We start from the raw sequence: 25119 nt of genomic DNA, 5'->3' as shown, positions 1-25119 counted from the left end.
ACAGAGGTGTAGATGCATGCAGAAAATCCGAATGACAATGTGGCGCCTGTTTCTTTCTGCGCTTCTTATTGCCCTGCTGTTTCCGGCACGGGCGGAGGCGGCCGGATCCATCGATACAGGGCGTGACGTGACACTGACGCTTCGCTATATCCATGAAGGAAAGGCGATTTCCGGAGCGACGTTTACTCTCTATAAGGTGGCGGAGGTGGATGCTTACGGGACATTTACGCGGACGCCGGCATTTTCCGGCTACCCTCTCCATACAGAGAGCGTAAGCGGACAGGGCTGGACATCCCTGGCGCTTACGCTCTCGGGATATGCGCTGCGGGATCAGCTTCCCCCCTCGGGAAGCGGGAAGACGGATGGAAACGGGACGCTCACTTTCCCTACGGACGGCGGGCGTCTGAAACCGGGGCTCTATCTCGTCGTTGGTGAAAAGTGCGTGGCGGACGGTTATCTTTATACAGCGTCTCCGTTTCTTGTGATGCTTCCTGGGGCGGAGACGGAGAAGAATGACTGGCGCTATGCCCTGACGGTATCTCCAAAGCATGAGAGAAAGAAAGAGCAGAAGGGAGGAATGACCTCCCGCCGGGTGCTCAAGCTTTGGGACGATGCGGGGAGCGAGAGCCTGCGTCCCGCCGGAGTTACGGTGGATCTTCTGCGGAACCGGGAGGTCTATGCCACGGTGACGCTTAATAAGGACAACAACTGGCGTTTTACCTGGGAAAAGCTGAGCGAGAGCGATGACTGGACGGTCGTAGAAAGGGAGCTCCCAGGCTATACGGTAAAGACGGAGAGAAGCGGGACGACGGATACGATCACGAATACGCGGCACACAACGCCGTCGCCGGAGGCCGGTAGAACGGCGGCGGGAAAAAGGGCGCTCGGAACAAAGCTTCCCCAAACCGGACAGCTCTGGTGGCCGGTGCAGCTCCTTGCCGTTTCGGGTATGGCGCTGATCCTTCTCGGTATTCTGCATCGGAGGGGGGAATAGTATGGGGAGAAGGCGTGTGAGACAGGGACAAATTGAGATCAGCGCAGGAGTGCTCCTCATCGGAGCGGCGCTCTTTCTTATGCTCTGTCATCTTCGAGAGGCCTCGCTGGCGGCGCGATCAAGTGCGCGCGTGCTGTATCGTCTGAGTGCCGCGCTCCCTGAGGAGGGTTCGGCGGGAGACGTTCTCAGAGAGCCGGGAGAAAATGCTTTGGAGGAGAGTACAGAGTCCTCGGAGATGCTGCCGGACTATGTGCTTCATCCTGAGATGGCGATGCCGGTACAGACCGTGGACGGCATGGATTATGTCGCTTCGCTGTCCATCCCCTCGCTTTCTTTGGAGCTTCCGGTCGCGGATAGCTGGAGCTATGAGAACCTTCGCGTGTCCCCCTGCCGCTATACAGGAACGGCGTACCGGAGCGGCATGGTGATCGCGGCACACAATTACCGCGCGCATTTCGGCCTGCTTGACACGCTTTCTGTGGGTGCGGTGGTAGTGCTTACGGATATGGACGGGAATAAGTTTCACTATGCGGTGTCGGAGATCACGACGCTTCCAGCCACAGCCATCCGGGATATGACGGATGCGCGTTATGATCTGACGTTGTTTACCTGCACAGTGGGGGGCTATGCCCGAGTGACCGTCCGCTGCATGCGGACAGAAGAGCAGGGTGCTCCAGATAAGCACGGCGTCGCTCCTCCCGGCCGGGCAGCGAGCTGTGGGCGCCGGAAAGTGAAGTCTTGAGTAAGCTGGAGCGGTGGGAAGTTTCTTGTCCGTTGTAATCTCAAGGATCTGGAGAAAGGAGACAGGCCGAACTGAGTGCAGGAGAAACTGCTGTTGCAGGGGAATTCCGCAAGAGCGTGGATTTCGAGGGGAAAGCCTTGACAGAGAGAGGGATATATAGTAAATTATCACTTGCGTGTGAGCAATCTGTTTTCTGATTTTTACAGCAGCAGTTTTGGGAGAGTGTTTTCTGCGATAGTAGCTTAGCTGGTAAAGCGCCACCTTGCCAAGGTGGAGACCACGGGTTCGAATCCCGCCTATCGCTCTTGGCAGCTTCGTTGCCATAGTTTCATGATCGTGGTTTTGCAATCATAGCTTCCAAGATGTTTGCGATAGTAGCTTAGCTGGTAAAGCGCCACCTTGCCAAGGTGGAGACCACGGGTTCGAATCCCGCCTGTCGCTCTTTAAGCCTCCGGTTTTGCCGGAGGCTTTTGTGTTAGAAGCGGATAAAATGACGGTTTGCGGCAGAGAGGAGAGCGGCTTTTATGCTGAGAGCAAATTTTCATACGCACACAGCGTTCTGTGACGGCAAAAATACAGCGGAGGAGATGGCGGAACGTGCCGCCGCACTGGGCTTTGCGCAGCTCGGCTTTTCCGGACATATGGATGCGGACATTCATATGGATTTCGACGCTTATGCGGCGGAAATCATGCGGCTTCGGGAAAAGTACCGGAGACGGCTCGACATTCTTCTCGGTGTTGAGCTGGACTGCCTCTACGACCCCTGCTGGGCAGAGCGCGCGGAGTACGTGATCGGCTCTACGCATTTTCTCGATACAGGGGGTGATCTGCTGCCGGTCGACAGCACGCCGGAGCTGTTCCGGAGGCTGGCGGAGGAATATTACGGGGGGGATTATTACCGGCTTGCAAAAGCCTATTTCGCGCTGGAAGCAGAGGTTTATGACCGTACACACTGCACCTTTGTGGGGCATTTTGATCTGGTGACGCGTTTTAATGACGAGTTGCACGTTCTCGATGAAGAGGATCCGCGCTACATCGGCCCGGCGCTCGAAGCGATGGAATATCTTGTCCGCGAGGGGGTGCCCTTTGAAATCAACTGCGGGGCGTTCAACCGGGAGCGGAAAAGGGAGCTGTACCCAAACCGGCGTCTGCTCCGGGCGCTGCGGGACTTCGGAGGTGAAATCTTTATCAGCTCGGACGCGCATCAGGCGGAGCTTCTGGACGGCGGCTTTCCGACGGCGCTGCGCACGGCCGCCGCGTGCGGCTTCCGCTGTGTCAGCATTCTGAAGCATGACGAAAGGGGGAACGTTGTGCGGGAGGAGCTGGCGCTCGATACGCTTTTGACGGATTCTTAACGGAAAAACTCATTCTCTTTACGCCGCTTTAGCGGGTGCCCGTGCTAGTATCGGCTCAGAAACGGACGACGCGGCTGTGCGGTGCAGGACGCCGCGGACGGGACAGGAGGCGCGGCGATCTGGTTCGGGCTCTGGTACAATCTCACCGGGAAAAAGCCGGGGGATTCCGGGGACAGGAAACAGGATGGGGAGTGAGGGAGGAAACGGCATGAGCGGCACGGGAGTTTTTATTCTGGACTGCATCGTATCCTGCGCGCTGATAGCGGCGCTGGTATACAAGGTGAAGCGGGACGAGAAAAAGAAAGACCGATAAAATCGGCGGGGGTTTCAGTATGCTTCTCCGCGAATCGGAATAGGATGACAGCAAGGCTGCGGACGGGGATTCCCGTCCGCTCAGAGTGAAGACAAAGTGGGTAATCGGCACTGCAAGATTATCCACTTTTCTGTTATCTAGAAACATTTATGCTGCTGAAAACAAAAAATAAGCATTTATAAGATGAGGATCCGCCCTCTCTTTTAGCCTTTCTTTGAAGCATTCCTGCCAGTTTTTTGAGATTCATGCATGTGTAAGTAAACCCGGCTTTCATTTCCATACGGGCTTTACCTATCATCTGTGTATAGCGGAAGCCATGGGCTTCCTTTGCTGTTCCGAAGATTCGCTCTGTCGTTTCTTTCCGGATATCGTAGAGCTGCTTCATGCCGATGGTGTATCGGATGTCTTCCGCTATCTCCATGTATGGTTCCCGGATATGTCTGGTGACCAGTTTCACACGGTTCTTACTCTGAGTGCATTTCGCCAGATAGGGTCTTCAAGAATTTTTTTCCCTGCTGTAAACTGATTTTATCAGACAAAGGAAGCGCTGTCTGTACAATAAGGCAAGAGACGATTATACAATGGAAACAGCACAGAACTGTTCATGAAAACCGGTGGGAAAGGACAAGGATAATGAATTATGGATACGATGAAGCTGGTACTGGTAAGACACGGTGAGAGCGAGTGGAACAGTAAAAATCTGTTCACAGGATGGACGGATGTTGACCTGAGCGAAAAGGGGCATGAGGAGGTGAAGAATGCCGGAAGACTGTTAAAGCAGGAGGGGTACGATTTTGATGTCTGCTACACTTCTTATCTGAAAAGAGCCATTCACACACTCGATCATATCCTGGATGAGATGGACAGGGACTGGCTGCCTGTCGTAAAGAGCTGGAAGCTAAATGAGCGGCATTACGGAGCTCTTCAGGGTCTCAACAAATCGGAAACGGCAGCCAAATACGGCGAGGAACAGGTAAAAATCTGGCGCCGCTCCTTCGATGTAAAGCCGCCGGTTCTGGATCCGTCTGACAACAGAAATCCGGCGCTTCAGGAGATGTACCGCGGGATTGATCCCAAGGAGCTCCCTCTCGCCGAGAGCCTTGAGACGACGATCGCCCGCGTTGTTCCCTATTTTGAATCAGTGATCAAAAAGGATATGCTGGCGGGGAAGCGCGTCATCATTGCGGCGCACGGCAATTCTCTGCGGGCTCTGGTGAAGTATTTTGAAAATATCGACAGGGATACTATTGTCGGTGTCAATATTCCGACAGGGACCCCGCTGGTCTATGAACTCGATCAGGACTTCCATGTCCTCTCTAAGCACTACCTCGGCGATCAGGAGGTTATCCGCCGGAAAATGGAGGCGGTGGCAAATCAGGGGAAGAAAGCCTGATCAGAAGGTTCCAGCCATATTTTCACGTTTGGGACAGCATTTTGGCTGTTGCGTTTGGCATGTAGCGCTGCAGTTCACTGAAGCGGAGCACTTTATCCTCAAAATCAGAGCGCGCAGTATCTCTCCATCGGAGCTGTGATCGGCAAGTGCTGGAGCGCCGGTAAATCCTGGCAGGGATCAGCAAAATATTTTCATTCGGGACAATGATATATATGACCTTTGAGAAAACAGCAATGGCGACAGGAAAGACGGTGATCACGATGACAGCACAGCTGGCCGGCGCGATTCATATGCCATTTATGGTCAATACAGACATTGCACCGATGGTGGATCAGTATGAGAGCAATCCGCTCCATCCATCAGACCAACTGATCCGTTTTTGTCAGGAACATGGTATCGCATTTCGGGCATGGAGACTTGGGGACAGGGACAAGGAGGCCTCTTTGAAAATTCTGTGATTACCGCAGCTGCAGATGCGCATCAAAAGACGCCGTCACAGATATGAGATGCAGAAGATCAGAGGGATAGTATAGAAAGACCTCAAGAATCGTTTATAGACAGCCCGGATTTTGTGAAGATGCTCTGCAGCAAATGGCACGGTGCATCCTCTCCTGTATGTCAGGAGGAATGGAAAATGGCAGAGCGTGAGGATCGCGGCAGACTGATCAAACAGATCAATGACCAGTTGGAAAAAAATGCCAATAACGATCTGTGATCGCAGGATCTTACTTTAATCCAGACAAGTGTGTTGACTGAGCTTGTCAATAATGGCAAGGAAACCGTTTCTCTGAAGGAGATTGAAGGGTTCCTTGGCGTCGCCCAGCCGACCGCTGCCGGCATTGTAAAGCGCATGGAAAAGAACCTGGTCTCTTCCTATCAGGCTGCGGATGACCGGAGGGTCAAGATGATCCGCATCACAGAAGAGGGCAGACAAAAAGCGGCGTATGGATGCAACAGAAGAAAAGCTTTTGTCGCCGCTCTCTGAAAAGGAAAGAGGCTTGTTCCTTGGCTTGGGACCATCTTTGGTATCGGCGGTACATCCGTTATCTCCAGATCAATGGGAGAGGGGAAGAAGGAGTATGCCAAACATGTCTGCGCCTTCTGTTTCCGGATGTGCGCTCTCGTAGGCATTGTTTTTGCAGCCCTGATTCTCATCTTTATTGATCCGATTCTGAAAGTCATCGGCGCAAGCGCTGATACTTGGGAATATGCAAAGCAGTATCTGACGATTGTCGCCTTTGGAGGGCCTTTTGTCCTGATTGCCAACTGCTATGCCAACATCATCCGCTCGGAAGGCAAGGCCGGCACGGCCATGATCGGGCAGCTCGCAGGAAATCTCTTTATTCGCCTGAAGGACTTGGCCTTCAGAAACGGCATCATGAAAAATGTGCTGGCGATTGGCATTCCGGCATCCATCGGCGATATTCTGATGAGCGTATCCAACATAGTCGCCAACGCATTGGCAGCTTCTTATGGAGATATGGCGGTTGCAGGTTTCGGCGTCGCCATGAAGGTGACAATGATCACTGGCATGTTCTACATGTTTTCCAATGCGCTGCAGGCCATGGGTGCGGCACTGTCCGCGCTCATCATAAATTTCTCAAGACAGGGCTTTGTCTATATTCCATGTTTGTACCTGTCTGATCTGATCGGTGTCGGCAGAGCAATGATGAGAAACCCGTTATGGGGGAGGGAATGATAGACAATGCATTTTATGTGAGATCCGGAAAATTTCAGGAGGCAACAGAGGGAGAGAAAATCCTTGAGCGGATTGAATTTCTGAAGGGTCTGCAGAACGACACCCTCATTGATGCGACCAACGCGTCGATCATCACCTCGATCTATGGGCGGATTCCCGAGCAGAAGCAGGAGATGATCACACGACTTCAGTCGATCTACAGCACGTACGGTGAGAAGGGGCTGCACCGCATGCGTGACTCTTTAGGCGCGATCTGATTTTTCTGTATGGATGGTCAAGCGCACTTATCTTCATAGATGCGGACAAGCCTGTCCAATCATAAGGACAGGGAAAATATTACAGCCCAAATATTATTTGCCCTCCGACATTTGCGCAGAACAGATGCCGGAGAGTATTTTTTTAAAAATTGTTGCCTGGGCCTTTACTCTACAACGATTATAGAGTTTATGATATAGAGGTCATTAGAGATGAGAAAGGAACGAGCGTAATGGAGAAAAATCTGACGACCGGCAGCGTATTAAAAAATGTCATTCTGTTCTCACTGCCTTACCTGCTCTCCTATTTTCTGCAGACGCTCTATGGAATGGCTGACCTCTTTATTATCGGACAGTTTGACGGCGTTGCCAGCACAACCGCTGTTTCGATCGGCTCGCAGGTCATGCACATGCTCACCGTTATGATCGTCGGGCTTGCCATGGGAACGACCGTCAGCATCGGTCAGGCCATCGGTGCGGGCAACCGCAGACAGGCAGCAAGAGATGTAGGCAATACTATCGTATTGTTTATGGCGGTGTCTGTCTCATTGATGGCTGTTCTGCTCATGCTGGTGCATCCAATCGTCTCAGCCATGTCCACACCGGCGGAGGCTGTAGACGGCACAGCGGCATACCTGACGATCTGCTTTATTGGCATCCCGTTCATTACAGCGTATAACATCATCAGCTCCATCTTCCGGGGAATGGGTGACAGCAAGAGTCCGATGTACTTTATCGCCATAGCCTGTGCCGCCAACATCGTCCTGGATTATTTATTTATGGGCTTTTTGCGCCTGGGGCCAGCCGGTGCTGCTCTCGGCACAACAATTTCTCAAGCCATCAGCGTCGCTGTTTCTTTGACCGCTGTCATGAAAAGAAAGAGCATTGTACTGAAAAAAAATGACTTAAGACCGCGCTGCCCGGTGATGGGAAAGATACTGAAAATCGGTATTCCCATCGCCGTGCAGGACGGATTGATCCAAATCGCTTTTATCGTCATCACGATCATTGTCAATCACCGCGGATTGAATGAAGCAGCGGCGGTCGGCATTGTGGAAAAGGTGATCAGTTTTCTGTTCCTGGTGCCATCCTCGATGCTCTCTGCCGTTTCGGCCTTGGGCGCCCAGAATATCGGCGCCGGCAAGCCGGACCGGGCGGTCCAAACCCTGCGGTATGCTGTTATGATTGCCGTAGGATTCGGTATTCTTGTTTCGATTATCATTCAGTTTACAGCAGAACCCATTGTTGCCCTGTTTACCGATCCGGGCACAGCAGACGGTGCGAGCGTTGTTCGCTTTGGCGGTCAATATATACGGGGCTACATTTTTGACTGCATTTTTGCGGGTATCCATTTCAGCTTCAGCGGTTATTTCTGCGCCTGCAGAAAATCAGGGCTCTCGTTCCTGCATAATATCATCGCGATTGTGCTGGTGCGTATACCCGGCGTATATCTGACTTCGAAGCTGTTTCCGACAACACTTTTCCCGATGGGCCTTGCTACGGCGACGGGGTCTCTGCTGTCTGTTGTGATTTGCGTCACCGCTTTTACGGTTATACGAAGGAAAGACAGGCAGACAGAGTCAGAAGGCTGAGGGTATGGACAAAAATAAACTCTTTTCTATTGGAGAAGTATCCAGACTGTTTCATGTCAGCGTCAGCAGCCTGCGTCACTATGAGAATATCGAACTGCTGACCCCTGCCTATATTTCTCCGGATTCGGGCTACCGCTACTATGGCGCAGAACAATTCGAGGTGTTTAATACGATACGCTACCTGAGGGTGCTGGATATGCCTTTGTCTGAGATTGAGGATTTTCTGAAAAACAGGGACATCAATTGTATCGAAGAAAAACTCTGCCAGCAGAAACAGGCAGTGCTCAAAAAACAGCAGGAATTGAAACGCATTGAGCAGAAGATCGACCACCGACTGAACTGGCTTACGGACGCTGAAAATACACCGCTGGACATTATTTCCCTAATTGCGCTTCCGGCCTGCCGCATTGTGTGGATGGACGATCCGCTGAAAATTGAAGGATCTGCCGATATGGAAGCACCGATCCGGAAGCTGGATCAGTCCGACGCAGAAGCCGTTGTCTTTCTCGGTAAAGTAGGGCTTGGTATTTCGGCAGAGCATCTGAAAAAAGCAGAAACAGCACAATATGATGGTATTTTTCTGATCCTGGACCAGGAGGATATTTTCACCGGCGAAACGATGGAACTGCCGGAAACCCTATGCGTGCGACTGCGCTTTCGGGGCAGTCATACAGAAGCTCAGGATCCGTATAAGAAGCTCCTGCACTATATTGGCAGGCATAAAATGCAAATTGTTGGTTTTTCCCGTGAGGTCACGCTCATCGACTATGGCGTTACCAACGATACGAAAAAGTTTGTGACCGAGATCTGTATTCCGGTCAGGGCATGATGAAAAAATGAGGAAAATCTTAAAATTCACTTTTCGCTATATTGACTTAAGTTGGTTATTATTCTTGATTATTGCCTGCCTTGTTTTACAGGGAATCCCCGTCCGCCATGAGATATCCGACGCCGGTTTCGGTGCATATGTACTCGGGCTGGGCGGGATTCTTTTCTATTTTCCGCCGGATATTTGCCATGTTCACCCGCAGAATCTTGTTGTCGCGCTGCGCGCCGGGACCCCAGATTTCCCGGATGATCGAGTCGTAGGTGATGACGCGCCCGGCATGGCGGCCCAGCATGGCGACGATGCGGAATTCATTCTGCGTAAGGCCGGCATCTCTCCCGTCCACATAAACGCGGTGTCTGGCGTAGTCGATGCGGAGCGCGCCGGTCTGGAAGAAATCGCCCTGCGGACTGCTCCCTGCGCCGGTGCGCAGGCGGTAATGGCGGAGCGCCGCGCGGATGCGGGCGAGCAGCTCCGGCGTGCCGAACGGCTTTGCGATGTAGTCGTCAGCGCCGAGATCCAGCGCCTCGACCTTGTCCCGCTCATGGGTGCGCGCGGAGACGACGAGAATCGGCATGGCGGACCATGTCCGCACCTGCTGCAGAACCGAGACGCCGTCCATGTCCGGGAGGCCGAGATCGAGAATCACGAGGTCAGGGCAGTGGGAGGTGATGAGGCTGATTGCCTCGGCACCGGTGGAGGCGGTGAGCACCTCATAGTTGTTTGCCCGGAGGACGGTTTTCATGAGATTGGTGATGCTGCTGTCGTCCTCGACGACGAGTACTCTGTCTCTGACTTCCATAATCTCTTACCTGTCTGATCGCTTATGCAGCTGATCATCTATTTATCTGATCCGTTTATCTGTCCGCCGCGGGGCAGGGCAGCGTGAACTGGACGCGCGCTCCGCCGGTTTTTTTGTTCTCCGCGCTCATGCTGCCGTGGTGCGCCTTGAGATGGACATACAGACCGAGAGGCCGATGCGCATGCTGCTGCGGGAATCGCTGTCGCTTTCCTTAAGGGGCAGCGTGCCGTCGAAGAGATGAGGCAGTACCCCGGGGTCGATTCCGGCTCCGTTGTCCTCCACACAGAAGCGGGCTTCGCCCGGACGGGCGGTCACATCGATCCGGATCTGCGAGGGCTTCTTCCCGTGAATATAAGCGTTGTCGAGAAGATTGACAAGCACCTGCTCGATGAGGACGGGATCCATCGGGACGAGCAGCGCCTCGGCGGGGACCTGCACGGCGACGGCGGCGTCGGGATAGCGCTTCCGGAATTTGACGGCGGCGCTGCCGACGATCTCCTCGGCGAGCTCCTCGCTCGTCTGGAGCTCTGTGTCCGCGTTGTTCATGCGGGTGATGGAGAGGATATTTTCCACGATGCGTGTGAGCCACTGCGCCTCTGTCTGAATATCCTTCAGCAGCGCCCGGATCTGCCCGCTGTCAAGGGCGTCCCCGCTCTCCAGAATGGCCGACGCGCTGCCGACGATGGAGGTGAGCGGCGTCCGGATGTCATGAGACACGGCGCGGAGAAGATTTCCGCGCATTTTTTCCCTCTCCATATCGAGCGTCACCTGCTCCTGCTGCTTGATCTGGGTGGTCAGCGCACAGACGAGCACCGAGACGGCCAGCATGATCACGAACGTCAGGGGATAGCCGGTCGGCGTGAAGCCCAGCCGGAAATAGGGATAGGTAAAAACATAATTCACGCCCACGACGGCGACGACGGAGCCGAGAATGCCGTAAAAGTATCCGTCCGTGAGGCGGGATATCACGACGACGGCGAGAACAAAAACAAGCGGCACATGGGTGTCGGCAGAGGCGAAGCGCTGCAGGGCAAGACATCCGGCCGCGCTGCCATTGTGCCGGGGAGCTCTGTTTTATGCCTTTTCCTGAGCCGGCGCCCAGAACGGCCATGGGGATAAAGATCAGTAAAACAAGTGTGTTGGACATAATAGGATACCTCCGCGTGGATGCTCTGCGATTCGGAGCATCAGAAGCTTACGGGAGAATATCACAGCTGCCCGGCCTGTTGTTCTATTGTAACGGAATCTTAGCCGCTCTTTTGACGTTCTCCAGACGTATCATGGCATTGTTGGACAAAAACAGAGAGCACGATTTGTACAATTTGCCGGGCGATTCCTCATTGTGATATGGAAACTGAATTGGTAAAATTAGTTTTGTGTGATGTCAGGAACGGAGGGAGACGATGAGCGACAAAGCGTTTGAAATTCTGGAAACCAAAACGAGGCTCCTTGCAGACAATGACAGAGAGGCGGAGGCAGTTCGCGCGCTTCTTGCGGGGGAGGGAGTATTCCTTGTGAATCTGATGGCGTCCCCGGGGGCCGGCAAGACGACGACGCTGGTACGGACCATCGAAGCGCTGAAAGATCGTTACCGCATCGGGGTCATGGAGGCGGATGTGGACAGTGATATCGATGCGAAAGCCATCGCGGCCACCGGAGCGCGCGTCATTCAGCTTCATACGGGCGGGAGCTGCCACATGGACGCGGACATGACGAGGCGCGGTCTCGAGGGAATGGGAATCCGGGATCTCGATCTGGTTTTTCTTGAGAATGTGGGAAATCTGGTGTGCCCCGCGGAGTTCGATGTCGGCGCGCAGAAGAAGGTCATGATTCTCAGTGTGCCGGAGGGGGACGACAAGTCTCTCAAATATCCGTTGATGTTCCGTGTTTCGGACTGCATGCTCGTCAATAAGATCGACACGGCGCCGGTGTTCGACTTTGACATGGAGGCCTGCCGGGAGCGCGTTCTCGCTCTGAATCCGGATATGAAAATCATTCCGCTCTCATCGGGGACCGGAGAGAATTTCGAGGAATGGCTCGACTGGCTCGAGGCGGAGCTTCAGGCATTCCGCGCGAAGAAAGGGTGACGCGCAGAGAGAATACAGGGACAGTCTGCGGGGGAGCTCCGCAGGCGGAAAGGCTACCATGAAGGTCATAGAACTGAATAAATCCGTCACGGCGTCGAACGACCGCGACGCAGAGCAGCTCCGGGAGGAGCTGCGGGAACAGGGGACGCTTCTTGTGAATCTGATGTCTTCGCCGGGTTCCGGCAAGACGACCCTCCTCGGGAGGACCGTCTCGGATATGAAAGAAGAGCTGCACATCGGTGTGCTCGAGGCGGACATCGCCTCGGATGTGGATGCGGTCCGCATGGAGGCGTCGGGTGCCCGCGCCGTGCAGGCGCATACGGACGGCATGTGCCATATGGACGCCGGCATGACGAGACGGGCGCTTGAGGCCATGGGAACCGGGGGGCTCGATCTTGTTTTTCTCGAGAATGTGGGGAACCTTATCTGTCCCGCGGAATTTGACACCGGCGCGGGGCGGAACGTCATGATTCTCAGCGTGCCGGAGGGGGATGACAAGCCGCTCAAATATCCGCTGATGTTTGCAAAGAGCGATGTGCTCCTTATCACCAAAACCGATGCGCTGCCGTACTTCTGCTTCGACATGGACGCCGTGCGGGAGAGAGCGCTCCGGTTGAATCCGGCGATCCGCATTTTTCCGGTGTCGGCGAGGACCGGCGAGGGCATGGAGGAGTGGGAGAAGTGGCTCCGGGAAGAGGTTCTCGCGTGGCGGGAGACGGTTCCGTCCGTTTCATAGGCGGGATTTGCCGGCGCGTCAGAAAAGCGGTGCGCAGAACAGGCCCGGCGCGGATGTGCGGCCGCGCGGAGGGGCTTTGACTTTGACAACTTTTATGAGGAGAGGATTTTCACATGAGTGTAAAAGAACAGCCGAGACGTCTTACGAATGAGAGAGATTTCCGTCAGGATCCGAATTATGTCGCGCCGGATGAGGAAAAAAAGAAGCTGATCCTCAAGCTGGGTGAGATGATCACGGACCGTTATGCGGTGAAGCTGACGCATTCCATGGACACCTCCGACCCGGAATACTGGGCGCTGGATTCGGTGCTCACCAAGGAAGAGGCGAAGTTCATGCTGAGCTTCGGGAAGATCCGCAAACCCTACCGGGTGGAGGAGCTGGCGAAGAAAAACAATATAACCGTGGAGCATGCCAAGGAGCTGATCGATCACCTGTGCTGGATCGGCGTTGTCGAGATGAACCGGGAGAATCCGGAGAAAGAGAAGCAGTACAACGTCCCGATCTTTGTTCCCGGCTCCGCCGAGTTCATGATGATGAACGACCGGCTCACGGACGAGCACCCGCATCTGGCGTCGTTCTTCAATCTGATGACGCAGGTTCCGCTGGAGGGCATGACGGAGAATATCCCGCTCGGCGGCGCGGGCGTCGGAATGCATGTCATTCCGGTCGAGAAAGCGATCGAGACGGAGAGCCGCTCGGTCAGCGTGGAGCACATTTCACACTGGCTGAACAAATATGACAAGTATGCGGTCGGCATCTGCACCTGCCGCAAGCAGCAGACCATGCGCGGCGAGGGCTCCGGCGAGATCGGCGGCGAGTTCTGCATCTCGGTCGGCGATATGGCGGAGTTCATGGTTGACCGCGAATGCAGCCGCTACATCACCTACGAGGAGGCGCTCGAGATTCTCGACCGCTCGGAAAAGCACGGCTTTGTCCACCAGATCACCAACGTCGACGGCTCGGACAAGATCGTCGCGATCTGCAACTGTGCGCCCGGCGTCTGCAATGCGCTGCGCACCTCGCAGCTCTACAACACGCCGAATCTGTCCCGGTCGGCGTACCGTGCGCACGTGGACAGGGAGAAATGCGTGGCCTGCGGCAAGTGCGTCGAGGTCTGCCCGGTCGGCGCGGCGAAGCTCGGCCAGAAGCTCTGCCGGAAAGACGGAAGCGAGGTCAGCTATCCCCTCTCCGAACTGCCGGATGCGGTGAAGTGGGGGCCGGAGAAGTGGAATCCGGATTACCGCGACACGGCAAAAATCAACTGCTACGACAGCGGCACCGCGCCCTGCAAGACAAACTGCCCGGCGCATCTGGCCGTTCAGGGCTATGTGAAGATGGCCTCCGAGGGCCGCTATATGGAGGCGCTCCGTCTCATCAAGCAGGACAACCCGTTCCCCGCGGTCTGCGGCGCGATCTGCAACCGCCGCTGTGAGGATGCCTGCACGCGCGGAAGCGTCGATCAGCCCATCGCGATCGACGAGATCAAGAAGTTCATCGCCGCGAGGGAACTGGAGGCGGATCAGCGCTTTATCCCCGTCTGCGAGAAAGACGACGGCGGCATGTGGGGCCCGAAATACAAAATGGCGGTGATCGGCGCGGGACCTGCCGGCATGACGGCGGCGTATTATCTTCGCACGCGCGGCTATGACGTCACAGTGTTCGAAAAGGATGAGCGGCCCGGCGGCATGCTGATGAACGGCGTTCCGAATTTTCGTCTTGAGAAAGATGTCCTCGAGGCGGAGATCGAGGTGCTGCGCACCATGGGCGTCGAGTTCCGCTGCGGCGTCGAGGTCGGAAAGGATGTCACGATTCCGGAGCTGCGCGAGCAGGGCTACAAGGCGTTTTACCTCTCCATCGGACTGCAGGGCGGCCGCAAGGCGGGCGTGCCCGGCGAGGACGCGGAGGGCGTCGAATCCGGCGTGGCGTTCCTTAAGCGGGTCGCCTCGGGAATGAGCGCGGACGGCGCAGAGGCGGCCGTGAAGCTCCCCGGGGATGTCGTTGTGGTCGGCGGCGGAAACGTTGCGGTCGACGTAGCCAGAACCGCGGCGCGCTGCACGTCCGGCAGGGTCACGATGCTCTGCCTTGAGAGCGCGGAGGAAATGCCCGCGGCCCGCGATGAGGTCGAGGACGCGGAGAGCGAGGGCATTGTTGTAAAGAACGGCTGGGGACCGAAAGAGGTTCTGACGGAAAACGGCCGTGTCACGGGCATCGTCTTCAAGCGCTGTACGCAGGTCAAGGATGCGGAAGGACGCTTCCAGCCGCAGTATGATGAGAACGACACCATTGCGGTTCCGTGCAGCACCGTGCTGCAGGCGATCGGCCAGTCCGCCGAGTGGGGAGCCCTCCTCGAGGGGACAAAGGTCGAGCTGGGACGGGGCGCCACCGTGGTGCACGATCCGGTGACATTCCAGACCGGGGAGCCGGATATCTTTGTCGGAGGGGACATCGGGCACGGCGCGCGCTTTGCCATCGACGCGATTGCGGATGGCAAGAAAGGCGCGGAATCCATGCACCGCTTTGTCCATCCGGGACAGTCGCTCACGATCGGCCGCGACAGAAGAGAGTTCATTCAGCTCGACAAGGAAAACATTGCGCTGCCCGACTATGACCGGACGGCGCGTCAGGCGCCCGGACATAAAGCGGGCGATCCGAAAGGGACGTTCCACGATCTGCGGCTGCCGCTTACGGAGGAGCAGATCCGGGCCGAGGCAAACCGGTGTCTTGGCTGCGGGGCGACGACGGTCGATCTGAACCGCTGCATCGGCTGCGGTCTGTGCACAACCCGCTGCGAGTTTGACGCGATCCATCTCACGCGGGACCTGCCGGAGGCATCGAACATGATCGCGTGCGACAACAAGATCGGGCCGGTCGCAAAATATGCGGCAAAGCGTCAGATTAAAATACTGCTGAACAAAAAGTGATTTGATGGGACTGCCCGTATGACCGGCGTCATGCGGGCAGTTTTCTTTTGTATCGGCCGGACAGATCCGGCCGGGAGGAAGCTATGCACGAAATGGGGATTGTCGTCAATCTCGCAAAGACCGTGAGCGAGCTGGCGGAGGAGAACCGCATCATCCGCGTCGGCTCCGTCACGCTCTCGGTCGGAGAGGTCTCCGGCATCATGACGGATATGTTTGTCGACTGCTGGAATTATTTCAAGGGGAGGTACCCGGTTCTCGCGGATTCGGAGCTTTGTCTTGAGGCAATTCCTGCGGTTACTTACTGCAGCAGTTGCGGACGGCGCTATGAAACGGTACAATACGGACGCGAGTGTCCTTACTGCCACAGCGGTGAAACGTGGCTCGAAACCGGAAACGAATGTGTGATCAAGCAGATCGAGGCCGAGACGGAGGAGGGACGCAGCGAAGAACATCAAGTGGAGGATGGGAACTGATTATGGAAAAGAAACGCAGCAGCTTTTCCGGCAGGCTGGGCTATGTGCTCGCAGCGGCCGGAGCCTCGGTGGGACTGGGAAATATCTGGAGATTTCCGTATCTGGCGGCAAAGTATGGCGGGGGAATCTTTCTTCTTATTTATATCCTGTTGGCGTTGACGTTCGGCTATACGATGATCATGGCTGAGACGGCGCTCGGCCGCATGACGGGCAAGAGCCCGGTAGGCGCCTTTGCGCATTTCGGAAAAACCGGCTCGTTCCGCTTCGGCGGCTGGATCAACGCGATTATTCCGCTGCTGATCGTGCCCTATTACTCGGTGATCGGCGGTTGGGTCGTCCGCTATCTCATCTCGTATGTGACGGACGGCGCGGAAGCGGCGGCGCAGGACGGCTACTTCACGGCATTCATCACCGGGGGCTGGCAGTCCGAGATATACTTTGTGACTTTTGCGATGATGACGCTCGTCATTATTTTCATGGGCGTGCGCAGCGGTATCGAGAGAGTTTCGCGCATCATGATGCCGATCCTTGTGCTGCTTTCGGTGATTATCGCCGTGTATTCCATGACGAGGCCGGGCGCCGTGGAGGGGATACGCTACATGATGATTCCCGACATCTCGAGGTTTTCATGGATGACGGTCGTCGCGGCCATGGGACAGATGTTCTATTCTCTGTCCATTGCCATGGGGATTCTCATCACCTTCGGTTCCTATATGAAAAAGGAGGTCTCGATCGAGAGCTCGACGAATCAGGTGGAGCTCTTTGACACGGCGATTGCCGTGATGGCCGGCCTGATGATCATTCCCGCGGTCTTTGCCTTTTCCGGCGAGGGCGCGGGCGAGACGCTGCAGGCGGGGCCGGCCCTGATGTTCATTACCATGCCGAAGATTTTTGCTTCTATGGGGATCGGCCGTCTCATCGGGCTTCTGTTCTTTGTGCTGGTGCTGTTTGCGGCGCTGACCTCGTCCATCGCCCTCACGGAGAGCGCGGTTTCAACCATCGAGGATGAGTTTCACTGGGGCAGAAAAAAAGCCACGGCAGCGGTCGGCGCGGTCATGCTGGCGCTGGGCTCGCTCTCGGCGCTCGGCTATGGTCTGCTGGCGGAGGTGAAGCTGATCGGAATGCAGTTTCTCGACTTCTTTGATTTCATCACCAACTCGGTCATGATGCCGCTGGCGGCGATGTCCATCTGCGTGCTCATCAATCAGGTCGTCGGCGTCAAGGCCATCGAGGAGGAGGTGACGCGGGACGGCGCAAAATTTGCGCGCCGGCCGGTATTCAACTTCATGATCCGGTATCTCTGTCCGTTCTTTGTCGCGGTCATTCTGTTTTCGTCGGTGGCGAATGTGTTCGGTCTGATCAGCATGTAAGAACCGGACGGAGAGACAGAGCGCGGCGGCCGGGATGCCGGCCGGAGGAGCTTCCGGATCCGGATGGGAGGAAGCGTATGGAACAGGATAAGGATAAGAGGGAAAAAACAGGACTGGTGCTGGAGGGCGGCGCGATGCGCGGCATGTTTACGGCGGGCGTCATCGATGTGCTGATGGAGAACGCGGTGGACTTTGATTCGGTCATCGGCGTCTCCGCGGGCGCGGCATTCGGCTGCAATTATAAATCGAGGCAGCCGGGGAGAGTGCTCCGCTACAATCTGCGCTTTGCCAGAGACCCCAGATACGGCAGCCTCCGCTCGCTTCTTCGAACGGGGGATCTGTACAACGCGGAGTTCTGCTATCATGCGCTTCCGGGAGTTTTCGATCCGATGGATGTCCGGACTTATGAGAATAATCCGCAGGAATTTTACGTCGTGGCAACGGATGCGGAGACGGGAGAGCCGGTTTACCGCCGCTGCGACCGCTGCGATGACGAGACGTTCGAGTGGTTCCGCGCCTCGGCATCCCTCCCGGTTGCGGCGCGGCCGGTTCCGATCGGAGGACGTTTTTACATGGACGGCGGCATTGCCGACCCGATCCCGTTCCGCTGGCTTCAGTCGCAGGGCAATACCCGGATGGTTGCGGTTCTCACGCAGCCCCGCGGCTACCGCAAAAGCGGAAACGGCGGGAATCCGGCGCTGACCCGGCTCGCGCTCCGGCGCTATCCGAAGTTGTTCCAGCGTCTGGAGGTCCGGCCGGCGGCCTATAACCGGACGCTGGACGAGCTCCGGGGGGAAGAAGAGAGCGGCCGGATCTTTGTCATCGCGCCCCCGCAGGCGCTGGAAATCGGCAGAATTGAGCACCGCGCCGCGAAGATCCATCAGGTGTACGAGATCGGACGAACCGAGGGGACAAGGCAGCTCGAGGCCGTGCGGCGCTTTCTTGCGGGATAATATTTTATAAAGATGTTTTCATGAAAAAAGGTCATCTGCCGACATGCCAGACATGTCGGCAGATGACCTTTTTACCCGTGTGATACGTTATGTTTCTTTATGCCTGCCAAGGAGAGCGCGTCATCCATTTGCCATTGGTGAAGTCCGGGACGGGAACAGGCATACCACCCATCGCGACGCTCTGTTCGCTTAGGGCTGAAATACTCATCCATGCCGCCGTATCATATACATCGATGGGAGCGGGCGCGTCTGCCTTTGCCGCTTCGAAGAACGCGCGGAACACCAGCCAATCCATGCCGTCATGACCGCCGCGAACACCCTCGGCCAGATATTTTTTCCACACTGGATGGTCGTACTGCTCACGGTATTCCTCTGCGCTGTTCCATCGCTCGTTCCATTTGAAGTCATACGCATTGTCTTTGCCGTCCAGAAAGACGCTTCTGTTATCCTCCATATACATGCCCTTTGTCCCCTGCACATGGAAACCGCGGGAATAAGGCCGCGGCAGAGTGGTGTCCAGCGTCAGGCAGATCGTTTCGCCCCGGGCGCATTTGATGATGGTCGTCACCACGTCGCCCTGCGCAAAATTCATTTTTGCCGCGTCGCAGCCCGGGCCCTTTTCCCGCAGCAGATATTCGTGCAGGCCTGCCGCCTTTGACGCGACGGAGACGAGCGTCAGCATCCGGTTGCCGTGGTTTATGTCCAGCACGTTTGCAATGGGGCCCAGCTCGTGCGTGGGATAATTTTCACAGCTGCGGTGCAGATAATTGCGGAAACGGTAGTGCCGGTTTTCCCTGCCGTTTGCGACCTCTTCACGCAGGTCATGGCGATATCCGCCCTGACAGTGCACCAGTTCGCTCAGCAGACCATGACGAACCATGTTCAGAACCATCAGCTCGTCCCGGCCATAGCAGCAATTCTCCAGCATCATGCAGGACACGCCCGTGTCCTCGTGTGTGCGCACCAGCTTCCAGCAGTCCTCAACGGAGTAGGCGCCCGCCACCTCCATCGCGGTGTACTTGCCGGCCCGCATCGAGTCGCAGGCGAGATTCAGATGGGATTCCCATGCTGCGCCCGCGCAGCGTGCCGGACCTCTCTGCGGCTCATGCCGCCCCGCAGCCTGACAGCATTTTTCGTTTACCGAAAAACCCGTGCAGGCGGCTTACCGGAGCGTAACGAGCTCGTACTCGCGCGAGCCGATGCCGAGCTTCTCGGCATGCTCCAGCGTCTCTTTCCAGCTCACGTTCGGATTGGAATCCTTGAAATGATCGTGGTGATGCTCGGCGCCTGCCCTTGCAAGGTTGTCGGAGAGCTGGCTGTTCGGCATAGGCTCCGCGGCCTGACACAGATCGACACAGGCCTGATCGAGAGCGACCGGGTCAAAGGAGCAGAGCATTCCGAGATCCGGCAGGATCGGCGCGTCGTTTTCGCCGTGGCAGTCGCAGTTCGGCGAGACATCGGTGATGAGGCTGATGTGGAAGCACGGACGTCCGGTGACGACAGCGGCGGTGTACTCCGCCATTTTGCAGCCGAGAATATCGTTGGCATTGGCGTTGTCGTTGTGGATGGCGTCAAAGGCGCAGGCGCCGATGCAGCGGCCGCAGCCCTTGCAGAGCGTCTGGTCGATCCACGCCTTTCCCGATTCGTAAGAGATGGCGTCGGAGCCGCACTCCTTTGCACAGCGGCGGCAGGCGCGGCAGAGCTCCTGCTCGACGTGGGGCTTGCCCTGATTGTGCTGGTGCATTTTGCCGGCGCGGCTTCCGCAGCCCATGCCGATGTTCTTGATGGTGCCGCCGAAGCCGGTCATTTCATGTCCCTTGAAATGCGTGAGAGAGATGAAGATATCGGCGTCCATAATGGCCTGCCCGATGTAGGCCTCCTTGCAGTATTCACCGTTCGGAACCGGTACGGTCGCCTCGTCCATGCCGCGCAGTCCGTCGCCGATGATGATCTGGCAGCCGGTCGTGATGGTGTTGAAGCCGTTGATGTTCGCGCAGTCGAGATGCTCGAGCGCGTTCTTGCGGCTGCCGGGATAGAGCGTGTTGCAGTCGGTGAGAAAAGGCCTGCCGCCGTTCTCCTTTACGACGTCGGCGACAGCCTTCGCATAATTGGGACGCAGATAGGCGAGATTCCCCAGCTCGCCGAAGTGCATTTTAATGGCGACAAATTTGCCGTTCATGTCGATCTGTCCGATGCCCGCCGCCCGGATGAGCCTCTGGAGCTTTTCTGTGAGGGGATGCTCCGCGTGCGTGCGGAAATCTGTGAAATAAACCTTCGCTTTCTCCATGCTGTTCTCCCTGCCGCGCTGCTTTGCGGCTGAGAAGCCTCTGCGGCCGCGCTGTGACAGCGCCGCGCACAGGCCGGTGATATAATTAGAAGCCGATGAAATGAAAAATGACGCCCCGGCTGCAGGAGGACGGAATCTACCGGAACTGTCGAGGAATATACAAGTGTCCGGCGGGGCAGCCTGCTATAATCAGGGGGTCTGCACAGCTTTATTGTAGCGAAAACAATCGGTGAAGTATAGAAAAAACTTGCGGGAAAACGGATGAATATGAATAAGAATGTCGGGAAAAGCAAAAGAAGAGGCGGGAGTGCGCTCCGCTACGACCATACATTATATGCCTGCTTCATGGGGTACATCGTGCAGGCGATCGTCAACAATTTTGTGCCGCTTCTGTTTCTGACGTTCGGTGCACAGTACGGGCTTCCGCTGTCGCGGATCACGTTTCTTGCAACCTTTAATTTTGCGCTGCAGCTTCTGATCGATATGGTTTCGGCAGGCTTTATCGACCGCATCGGCTACCGTGCCGCAATGATTCTGGCCGATGCCTTTGCGGCGGCGGGCCTGCTTCTTCTCACCGTTCTGCCGGAGCGGATGTCGGATCCCTTTGCGGGAATATTGATTTCGGTGCTTATCTATGCGGTGGGCGGCGGTCTTCTCGAGGTGGTGGTCAGCCCCATCGTGGAGGCGTGCCCGACAAAACGCAAGGAGCAGGCCATGAGCCTGCTCCACTCGTTCTACTGCTGGGGTCAGATGGGAGTTGTTCTGATTTCCACGCTGTTTTTTCATTTTGCCGGGATACGGCAGTGGAAAATCATGGCGGTTCTCTGGGCGCTGGTGCCGCTCTGCAATCTGCTGCTGTTTTTCTTTGTGCCGGTGGCGCACCTCATCGGAGAGGGAGAAAAAGGGCTGCGCCTTAGAGAGCTTGTCCGGCTGCGCCTGTTCTGGCTCATCATGCTGATGATGCTCTGCGCGGGGGCGTCGGAGCAGGCGGTGAGTCAGTGGGCGTCTGCCTTTGCGGAGTCGGGTCTCGGCGTCAGCAAGACGCTGGGCGATCTCGCGGGACCGATGATGTTCGCGCTCTTTATGGGGGCGTCGCGGTCTGTCTTTGCAAAATTCGGGGAGAGGCTCCGGCTGGAGCGCTTCATGCTGTGGAGCGCGCTGCTGTGCGTGGCCTGCTATCTTCTCATCGCGCTGAGCAGGGCGCCGGCTCTGGGGCTTCTCGGCTGCGCGCTGTGCGGCTTTTCCGTCGGTATTTTCTGGCCGGGGACGTTCAGCATTGCTTCGCCGAGAATACGGAACGGCGGGACGCTGATGTTCGCTCTCTTCGCTCTCGCGGGGGACGCGGGCTGCTCGCTGGGGCCGACCGTGGTCGGAACCGTGGCGGCCGCCTCCGGCAATCATCTGAAAACCGGTATTCTTGCGGCGATCGTGTTTCCGATTCTGATGCTGCTCTGGCTCCTGCTTTTGCAGAAGAGAAATAAAAAGCGGGGCGCACTGCCGCCCCGCGTGTGAAGCTTTCCCGTATTCTTATTTCTTGGATGTCTTTGTGATGCCGATGCCTGTTGCGGCCCAGATTAAAGCAAACACTATACCGGAATAGTTCAGTATTGCATATGGCAGGTAGCTGAGTGTGGCGACTCCCAACGTAGTCGCCATATATGCTCCGGCTGCGGTCCATGGAATAAGACATTCCGTACATGTAACCGAATCCTCAAGGGTTCTGGATAATACCTTGGGATGCAGCCCTCTTTTGATATATGCATCACGGAACGCCTCACCCGGCATCAATATAGACACCTGCCCGTTGCTTGTTACCCCCGTTGTTATGAGGCAGGTGACAATAGTGGATGCAATCAGGCCGAATACGGTATTTACTCTGCTCAGCAGACCCTCAACCAGCACTGTCAGTGCCCCTGTCACAGTCATAGTACCTGCAAATGAAATCGCACATATGGCAATCAATAAAGTATTCATCATAGCCATCATGCCGCCGCGGTGCAAAAGGCGAAGCAATTCCGCAGGCATATCGGCCTCGGTAAATCCCAGCATGGATACGTTAAAGCCGTTTATGGTCGCATTGACCAGATTTGTCAAATCGATGTGCTGAAAAATTGCTCCATTGATCAGAGCAAATAATGATGCGGCAAGCATGACCGGAATCGTCGGTTTTCTCATAATGGAGCCTGCAAGAACAATGATTAAAGGCAACAGCAATAAAATATTCCAGTGAAACATGCTGTCAAGGCTGGAGGTCAGCAGCCCTACCATCTCGGGAACCTCTCCCTGACCGGACGCTCCCATCTGCCCAATAATCAGATAGCATATAACAGACAGGACAGCGGCAAAGCCAGTTGTCCACAGCTGATTGTAAACATGCTCATACAGATCCACTCCGCATACGGCGGATGACAGATTGGTCGTGTCTGAAAGCGGTGACAGCTTATCACCAAAATATGCTCCCGATACAACCGCACCGGCGACCAAAGGCAGATTTGCGTTCATTCCTACAGCCACGCCCATAAAAGCCACGCCGATCGTACCGGCTGATCCCCATGAGGTACCTGTAAGCACAGAAACCAAAGCGGTAACGATAAACGCGGTCACAGCCAGAAACTTAGGATTAATAAGCTTTAATCCATAATATATCAGCATGGGTATCGTTCCGCCTGCCATAAAGGAACCGATCATGAACCCTACGATTACCAGAATTAACAGCGCTCCCCATATCTTGGAAATTTTTTCCGCTATCTCGTTCATGATATCGTTATATGAATAACCTAACAGAACGGCCTCTATTCCGGACACAACCGCCGCAAGCAGCATGAGCGGCTCTGCCGGCAGTCCGAATCTGCCGATTCCTATTCCGAATATCAAAAGCATTGCAATAACAGGCAGCACCGCCTGCGCGAATGTAGGTGTTTTCTTGGTTTTTGTACTTTTCATTATTTTCCCCCAATCAAATGCTTTCTTTGAAACGATGTAATGCCTCCTTTAATAACGCCTGCGGCAAAGCGACGTTTATTCTTATAAAACCCACCCCCTCTCGTCCGAAATCGCTGCCTGTGGAAAATACGACATTCGCTTTATGGTACATAATATTTTTTAATTCATCCTCCGACAAATTGCTCTCTCTGTAATCAACCCAGAGGAGAAAGGTGCCGTCGGAATTCATTACCTTAAAGCCTTTGAGTTCATTTTCAAAAAAATTCCTTGCAAAGCATCGGTTATCATTAATCGCTTTTTTGGCAAGCAAAAGCCATTCTTCTCCCGATTCATATGCGGCCTCAACCGCAGGGATACAGAAATAGCTGGGATTGTGAATGCCGGCCTGCCTTAAATACAGTCTCAGTTCATTTCTCAGCTTTTCATTTTTGATTATGATATTGCTTGCCTCAAGCCCGGGAATATTGAATGTTTTGGATGCTGAGGTTCCTATAATAATATTTTCATATGTGTCAAAAAAGCGACCGAAGCTGATGAAATTTTTTTCCCATGTGAAATCGGCATGTACTTCATCGGAAAAAATAAGGACATGATATTCTCTGCATATTTCAATCATTTTGCGGATTTCTGCCTCATCCCAGACTCTGCCCGTCGGGTTGTGAGGAGAAACCATAATGAACATCTTTACGCCGCCCGCTATCTTTGCCCGGAAATCTTCAAAATCGATCTGATAGCTCCGCCCTTTTATCACCAGCGATGAGGTCACCAATTCCCTTTTATTGATCCTTACCGCGCTTTGGATTGGATCGTACAGGGGAGTGAGAACCATTATTTTATCTCCCACGGCGGTATTGTTCTGAATAAACAGGGATATCGCCTGAATAATTCTGGGACAATACACAATCCATTCTTTCTCTGCCGGATACGCATAGTGATCTTCAATCCATTTTTTTGACAGTGCAAGATATTTCTCACTGACATTGGTGTACCCGTAAATACCGTGAGCCGCCGCCCGGATTATTTCGCTCATAATCTCCGGCGCAACAGGAAAATCCATATCCGCAACCGTCAGCGGAATCAGGAGCGGATTGCCGTTCTTTTCAATTATTTCATCCCATTTCGCACAATTTGTACCGATTCTCGATATTTTCTGCTTAAACATTTCGCCTCCTTAAGATATAAAATGTTTGTTTTAATTGTTCTGCAGGTTTGTTTTAATTGTTCTATCTACCATATTTTATTAATATTATACACACTGTAACCTCAAATTTTACGTAATAGGTCGACTCCGAGCGTGTCCAGCACGTTCTTTGTCTTCTTCTGGATTGCGGAAACTTTGATTCCCTGTTTGTCTCCGTTGTCCACACGGTAGATGTTCT

23 protein-coding genes, 2 tRNA genes and 1 pseudogene are annotated in these 25119 nt (G+C 55.1%); 19 read left to right on the top strand and 7 right to left on the bottom strand.

The features are described from left to right. The first annotated feature begins 16 nt into the window (after window positions 1–16). The 5 genes from E0E20_RS09615 (at window position 17) to E0E20_RS09595 (ending at window position 3091) form a co-directional block, all read left to right on the top strand. On the top strand, window positions 17–994 hold the full coding sequence (locus E0E20_RS09615; RefSeq protein ID WP_165444055.1) for a Cna B-type domain-containing protein: 978 nt from the start codon (window positions 17–19) through the stop codon (window positions 992–994). A 16-nt stretch (window positions 995–1010) separates the two neighbouring features. Next, complete coding sequence (locus E0E20_RS09610) at window positions 1011–1736, top strand: sortase (protein WP_165444054.1); 726 nt, start codon at window positions 1011–1013, stop codon at window positions 1734–1736. A 231-nt stretch (window positions 1737–1967) separates the two neighbouring features. Beyond that, window positions 1968–2040, top strand: a tRNA-Gly gene (locus E0E20_RS09605). Between the two features lie 64 nt (window positions 2041–2104). Further along, window positions 2105–2177 (top strand) — tRNA-Gly (locus E0E20_RS09600). Between the two features lie 83 nt (window positions 2178–2260). Then, window positions 2261–3091, top strand: a complete 831-nt coding sequence (locus E0E20_RS09595; protein ID WP_130837993.1) for a histidinol-phosphatase HisJ family protein — start codon at window positions 2261–2263, stop codon at window positions 3089–3091. A 533-nt stretch (window positions 3092–3624) separates the two neighbouring features. On the opposite strand, the pseudogene E0E20_RS09590 reads toward E0E20_RS09595, so the two are convergent. Next, window positions 3625–3894, bottom strand: a pseudogene (locus E0E20_RS09590) (transposase); the annotation flags it as partial. A 150-nt stretch (window positions 3895–4044) separates the two neighbouring features. Between E0E20_RS09590 and gpmA the strand changes: the two are divergent. The 7 genes from gpmA (at window position 4045) to E0E20_RS09555 (ending at window position 9171) form a co-directional block, all read left to right on the top strand. Continuing rightward, the gene (gene gpmA / locus E0E20_RS09585) at window positions 4045–4797 is read left to right on the top strand and encodes a 2,3-diphosphoglycerate-dependent phosphoglycerate mutase (RefSeq protein ID WP_330508917.1); all 753 of its coding nucleotides are present in this window, start codon (window positions 4045–4047) and stop codon (window positions 4795–4797) included. Between the two features lie 233 nt (window positions 4798–5030). Beyond that, entirely contained in the window at window positions 5031–5255 is a 225-nt protein-coding gene (locus tag E0E20_RS09580) for a hypothetical protein (protein WP_165444053.1), read from the top strand. Between the two features lie 275 nt (window positions 5256–5530). Then, on the top strand, window positions 5531–5782 hold the full coding sequence (locus E0E20_RS09575) for a MarR family winged helix-turn-helix transcriptional regulator (RefSeq protein WP_130837991.1): 252 nt from the start codon (window positions 5531–5533) through the stop codon (window positions 5780–5782). A 33-nt stretch (window positions 5783–5815) separates the two neighbouring features. Further along, window positions 5816–6496 carry an MATE family efflux transporter gene (locus E0E20_RS09570; RefSeq protein WP_278045070.1) on the top strand — a complete coding sequence of 227 codons (681 nt, stop codon included), beginning with the start codon at window positions 5816–5818 and terminating at the stop codon, window positions 6494–6496. Then, a complete protein-coding gene (locus E0E20_RS09565) occupies window positions 6493–6753 on the top strand; it encodes a hypothetical protein (protein WP_130837989.1) in 261 nt (86 codons plus the stop codon). The genes E0E20_RS09570 and E0E20_RS09565 overlap by 4 nt, the downstream gene beginning before the upstream one ends. A 230-nt stretch (window positions 6754–6983) precedes the next feature. Further along, window positions 6984–8342 carry an MATE family efflux transporter gene (locus E0E20_RS09560; RefSeq protein WP_130837988.1) on the top strand — a complete coding sequence of 453 codons (1359 nt, stop codon included), beginning with the start codon at window positions 6984–6986 and terminating at the stop codon, window positions 8340–8342. Between the two features lie 4 nt (window positions 8343–8346). Then, complete coding sequence (locus tag E0E20_RS09555) at window positions 8347–9171, top strand: MerR family transcriptional regulator (protein WP_130837987.1); 825 nt, start codon at window positions 8347–8349, stop codon at window positions 9169–9171. 85 nt (window positions 9172–9256) lie between these two features. Here the strand turns inward: E0E20_RS09555 and E0E20_RS09550 are convergent, their stop codons facing one another. Next, entirely contained in the window at window positions 9257–9970 is a 714-nt protein-coding gene (locus E0E20_RS09550) for a response regulator transcription factor (protein WP_130837986.1), read from the bottom strand. A gap of 126 nt (window positions 9971–10096) precedes the next feature. Further along, window positions 10097–10969, bottom strand: coding sequence for a sensor histidine kinase (locus E0E20_RS14605; protein WP_242622746.1), 873 nt, complete (start codon window positions 10967–10969; stop codon window positions 10097–10099). Window positions 10970–11373: 404 nt separating this feature from the next. Between E0E20_RS14605 and hypB (E0E20_RS09540) the strand changes: the two genes are divergently transcribed. From hypB (E0E20_RS09540) to E0E20_RS09515, 6 genes are all read left to right on the top strand, one after another. Then, the gene (gene hypB, locus E0E20_RS09540) at window positions 11374–12057 is read left to right on the top strand and encodes a hydrogenase nickel incorporation protein HypB (RefSeq protein WP_130837985.1); all 684 of its coding nucleotides are present in this window, start codon (window positions 11374–11376) and stop codon (window positions 12055–12057) included. A gap of 58 nt (window positions 12058–12115) precedes the next feature. Then, window positions 12116–12793: a hydrogenase nickel incorporation protein HypB gene (hypB, locus tag E0E20_RS09535; RefSeq protein ID WP_130837984.1), complete on the top strand. Its 678-nt coding sequence runs from the start codon at window positions 12116–12118 to the stop codon at window positions 12791–12793. Window positions 12794–13020: 227 nt separating this feature from the next. Next, entirely contained in the window at window positions 13021–15714 is a 2694-nt protein-coding gene (locus E0E20_RS09530) for an FAD-dependent oxidoreductase (protein WP_242622753.1), read from the top strand. Between the two features lie 83 nt (window positions 15715–15797). Then, window positions 15798–16187: a hydrogenase maturation nickel metallochaperone HypA gene (locus E0E20_RS09525; RefSeq protein ID WP_130837982.1), complete on the top strand. Its 390-nt coding sequence runs from the start codon at window positions 15798–15800 to the stop codon at window positions 16185–16187. Between the two features lie 2 nt (window positions 16188–16189). Further along, window positions 16190–17557 (top strand): sodium-dependent transporter, encoded by a 1368-nt coding sequence (locus tag E0E20_RS09520; RefSeq protein ID WP_130837981.1) that lies wholly within the window; start codon window positions 16190–16192, stop codon window positions 17555–17557. Between the two features lie 77 nt (window positions 17558–17634). Beyond that, a complete protein-coding gene (locus E0E20_RS09515; RefSeq protein WP_130837980.1) occupies window positions 17635–18510 on the top strand; it encodes a patatin-like phospholipase family protein in 876 nt (291 codons plus the stop codon). 97 nt (window positions 18511–18607) lie between these two features. Here the strand turns inward: E0E20_RS09515 and E0E20_RS09510 are convergent, their stop codons facing one another. Next, a complete protein-coding gene (locus E0E20_RS09510; RefSeq protein ID WP_207302851.1) occupies window positions 18608–19543 on the bottom strand; it encodes a gfo/Idh/MocA family oxidoreductase in 936 nt (311 codons plus the stop codon). Window positions 19544–19672: 129 nt separating this feature from the next. Beyond that, window positions 19673–20797 (bottom strand): DUF362 domain-containing protein, encoded by a 1125-nt coding sequence (locus E0E20_RS09505; protein WP_130837979.1) that lies wholly within the window; start codon window positions 20795–20797, stop codon window positions 19673–19675. A gap of 267 nt (window positions 20798–21064) precedes the next feature. Here E0E20_RS09505 and E0E20_RS09500 point away from each other — a divergent pair, with 267 nt between their 5' ends. Then, on the top strand, window positions 21065–22309 hold the full coding sequence (locus E0E20_RS09500; RefSeq protein WP_130837978.1) for an MFS transporter: 1245 nt from the start codon (window positions 21065–21067) through the stop codon (window positions 22307–22309). 15 nt (window positions 22310–22324) lie between these two features. On the opposite strand, the gene nhaC is transcribed toward E0E20_RS09500, so the two are convergent. Together nhaC and E0E20_RS09490 are read right to left on the bottom strand one after the other, a co-directional pair. Beyond that, entirely contained in the window at window positions 22325–23740 is a 1416-nt protein-coding gene (gene nhaC, locus E0E20_RS09495) for a Na+/H+ antiporter NhaC (protein WP_130837977.1), read from the bottom strand. A gap of 13 nt (window positions 23741–23753) precedes the next feature. Then, window positions 23754–24902, bottom strand: a complete 1149-nt coding sequence (locus E0E20_RS09490) for a MalY/PatB family protein (protein WP_130837976.1) — start codon at window positions 24900–24902, stop codon at window positions 23754–23756. Window positions 24903–25119 lie beyond the last annotated feature (217 nt).

The organism is Lachnoclostridium sp. Marseille-P6806, from assembly GCF_900625025.1.
Classification (GTDB): domain Bacteria; phylum Bacillota; class Clostridia; order Lachnospirales; family Lachnospiraceae; genus CAG-791.
This window is presented reverse-complemented; position numbering and strand designations above follow the sequence as displayed.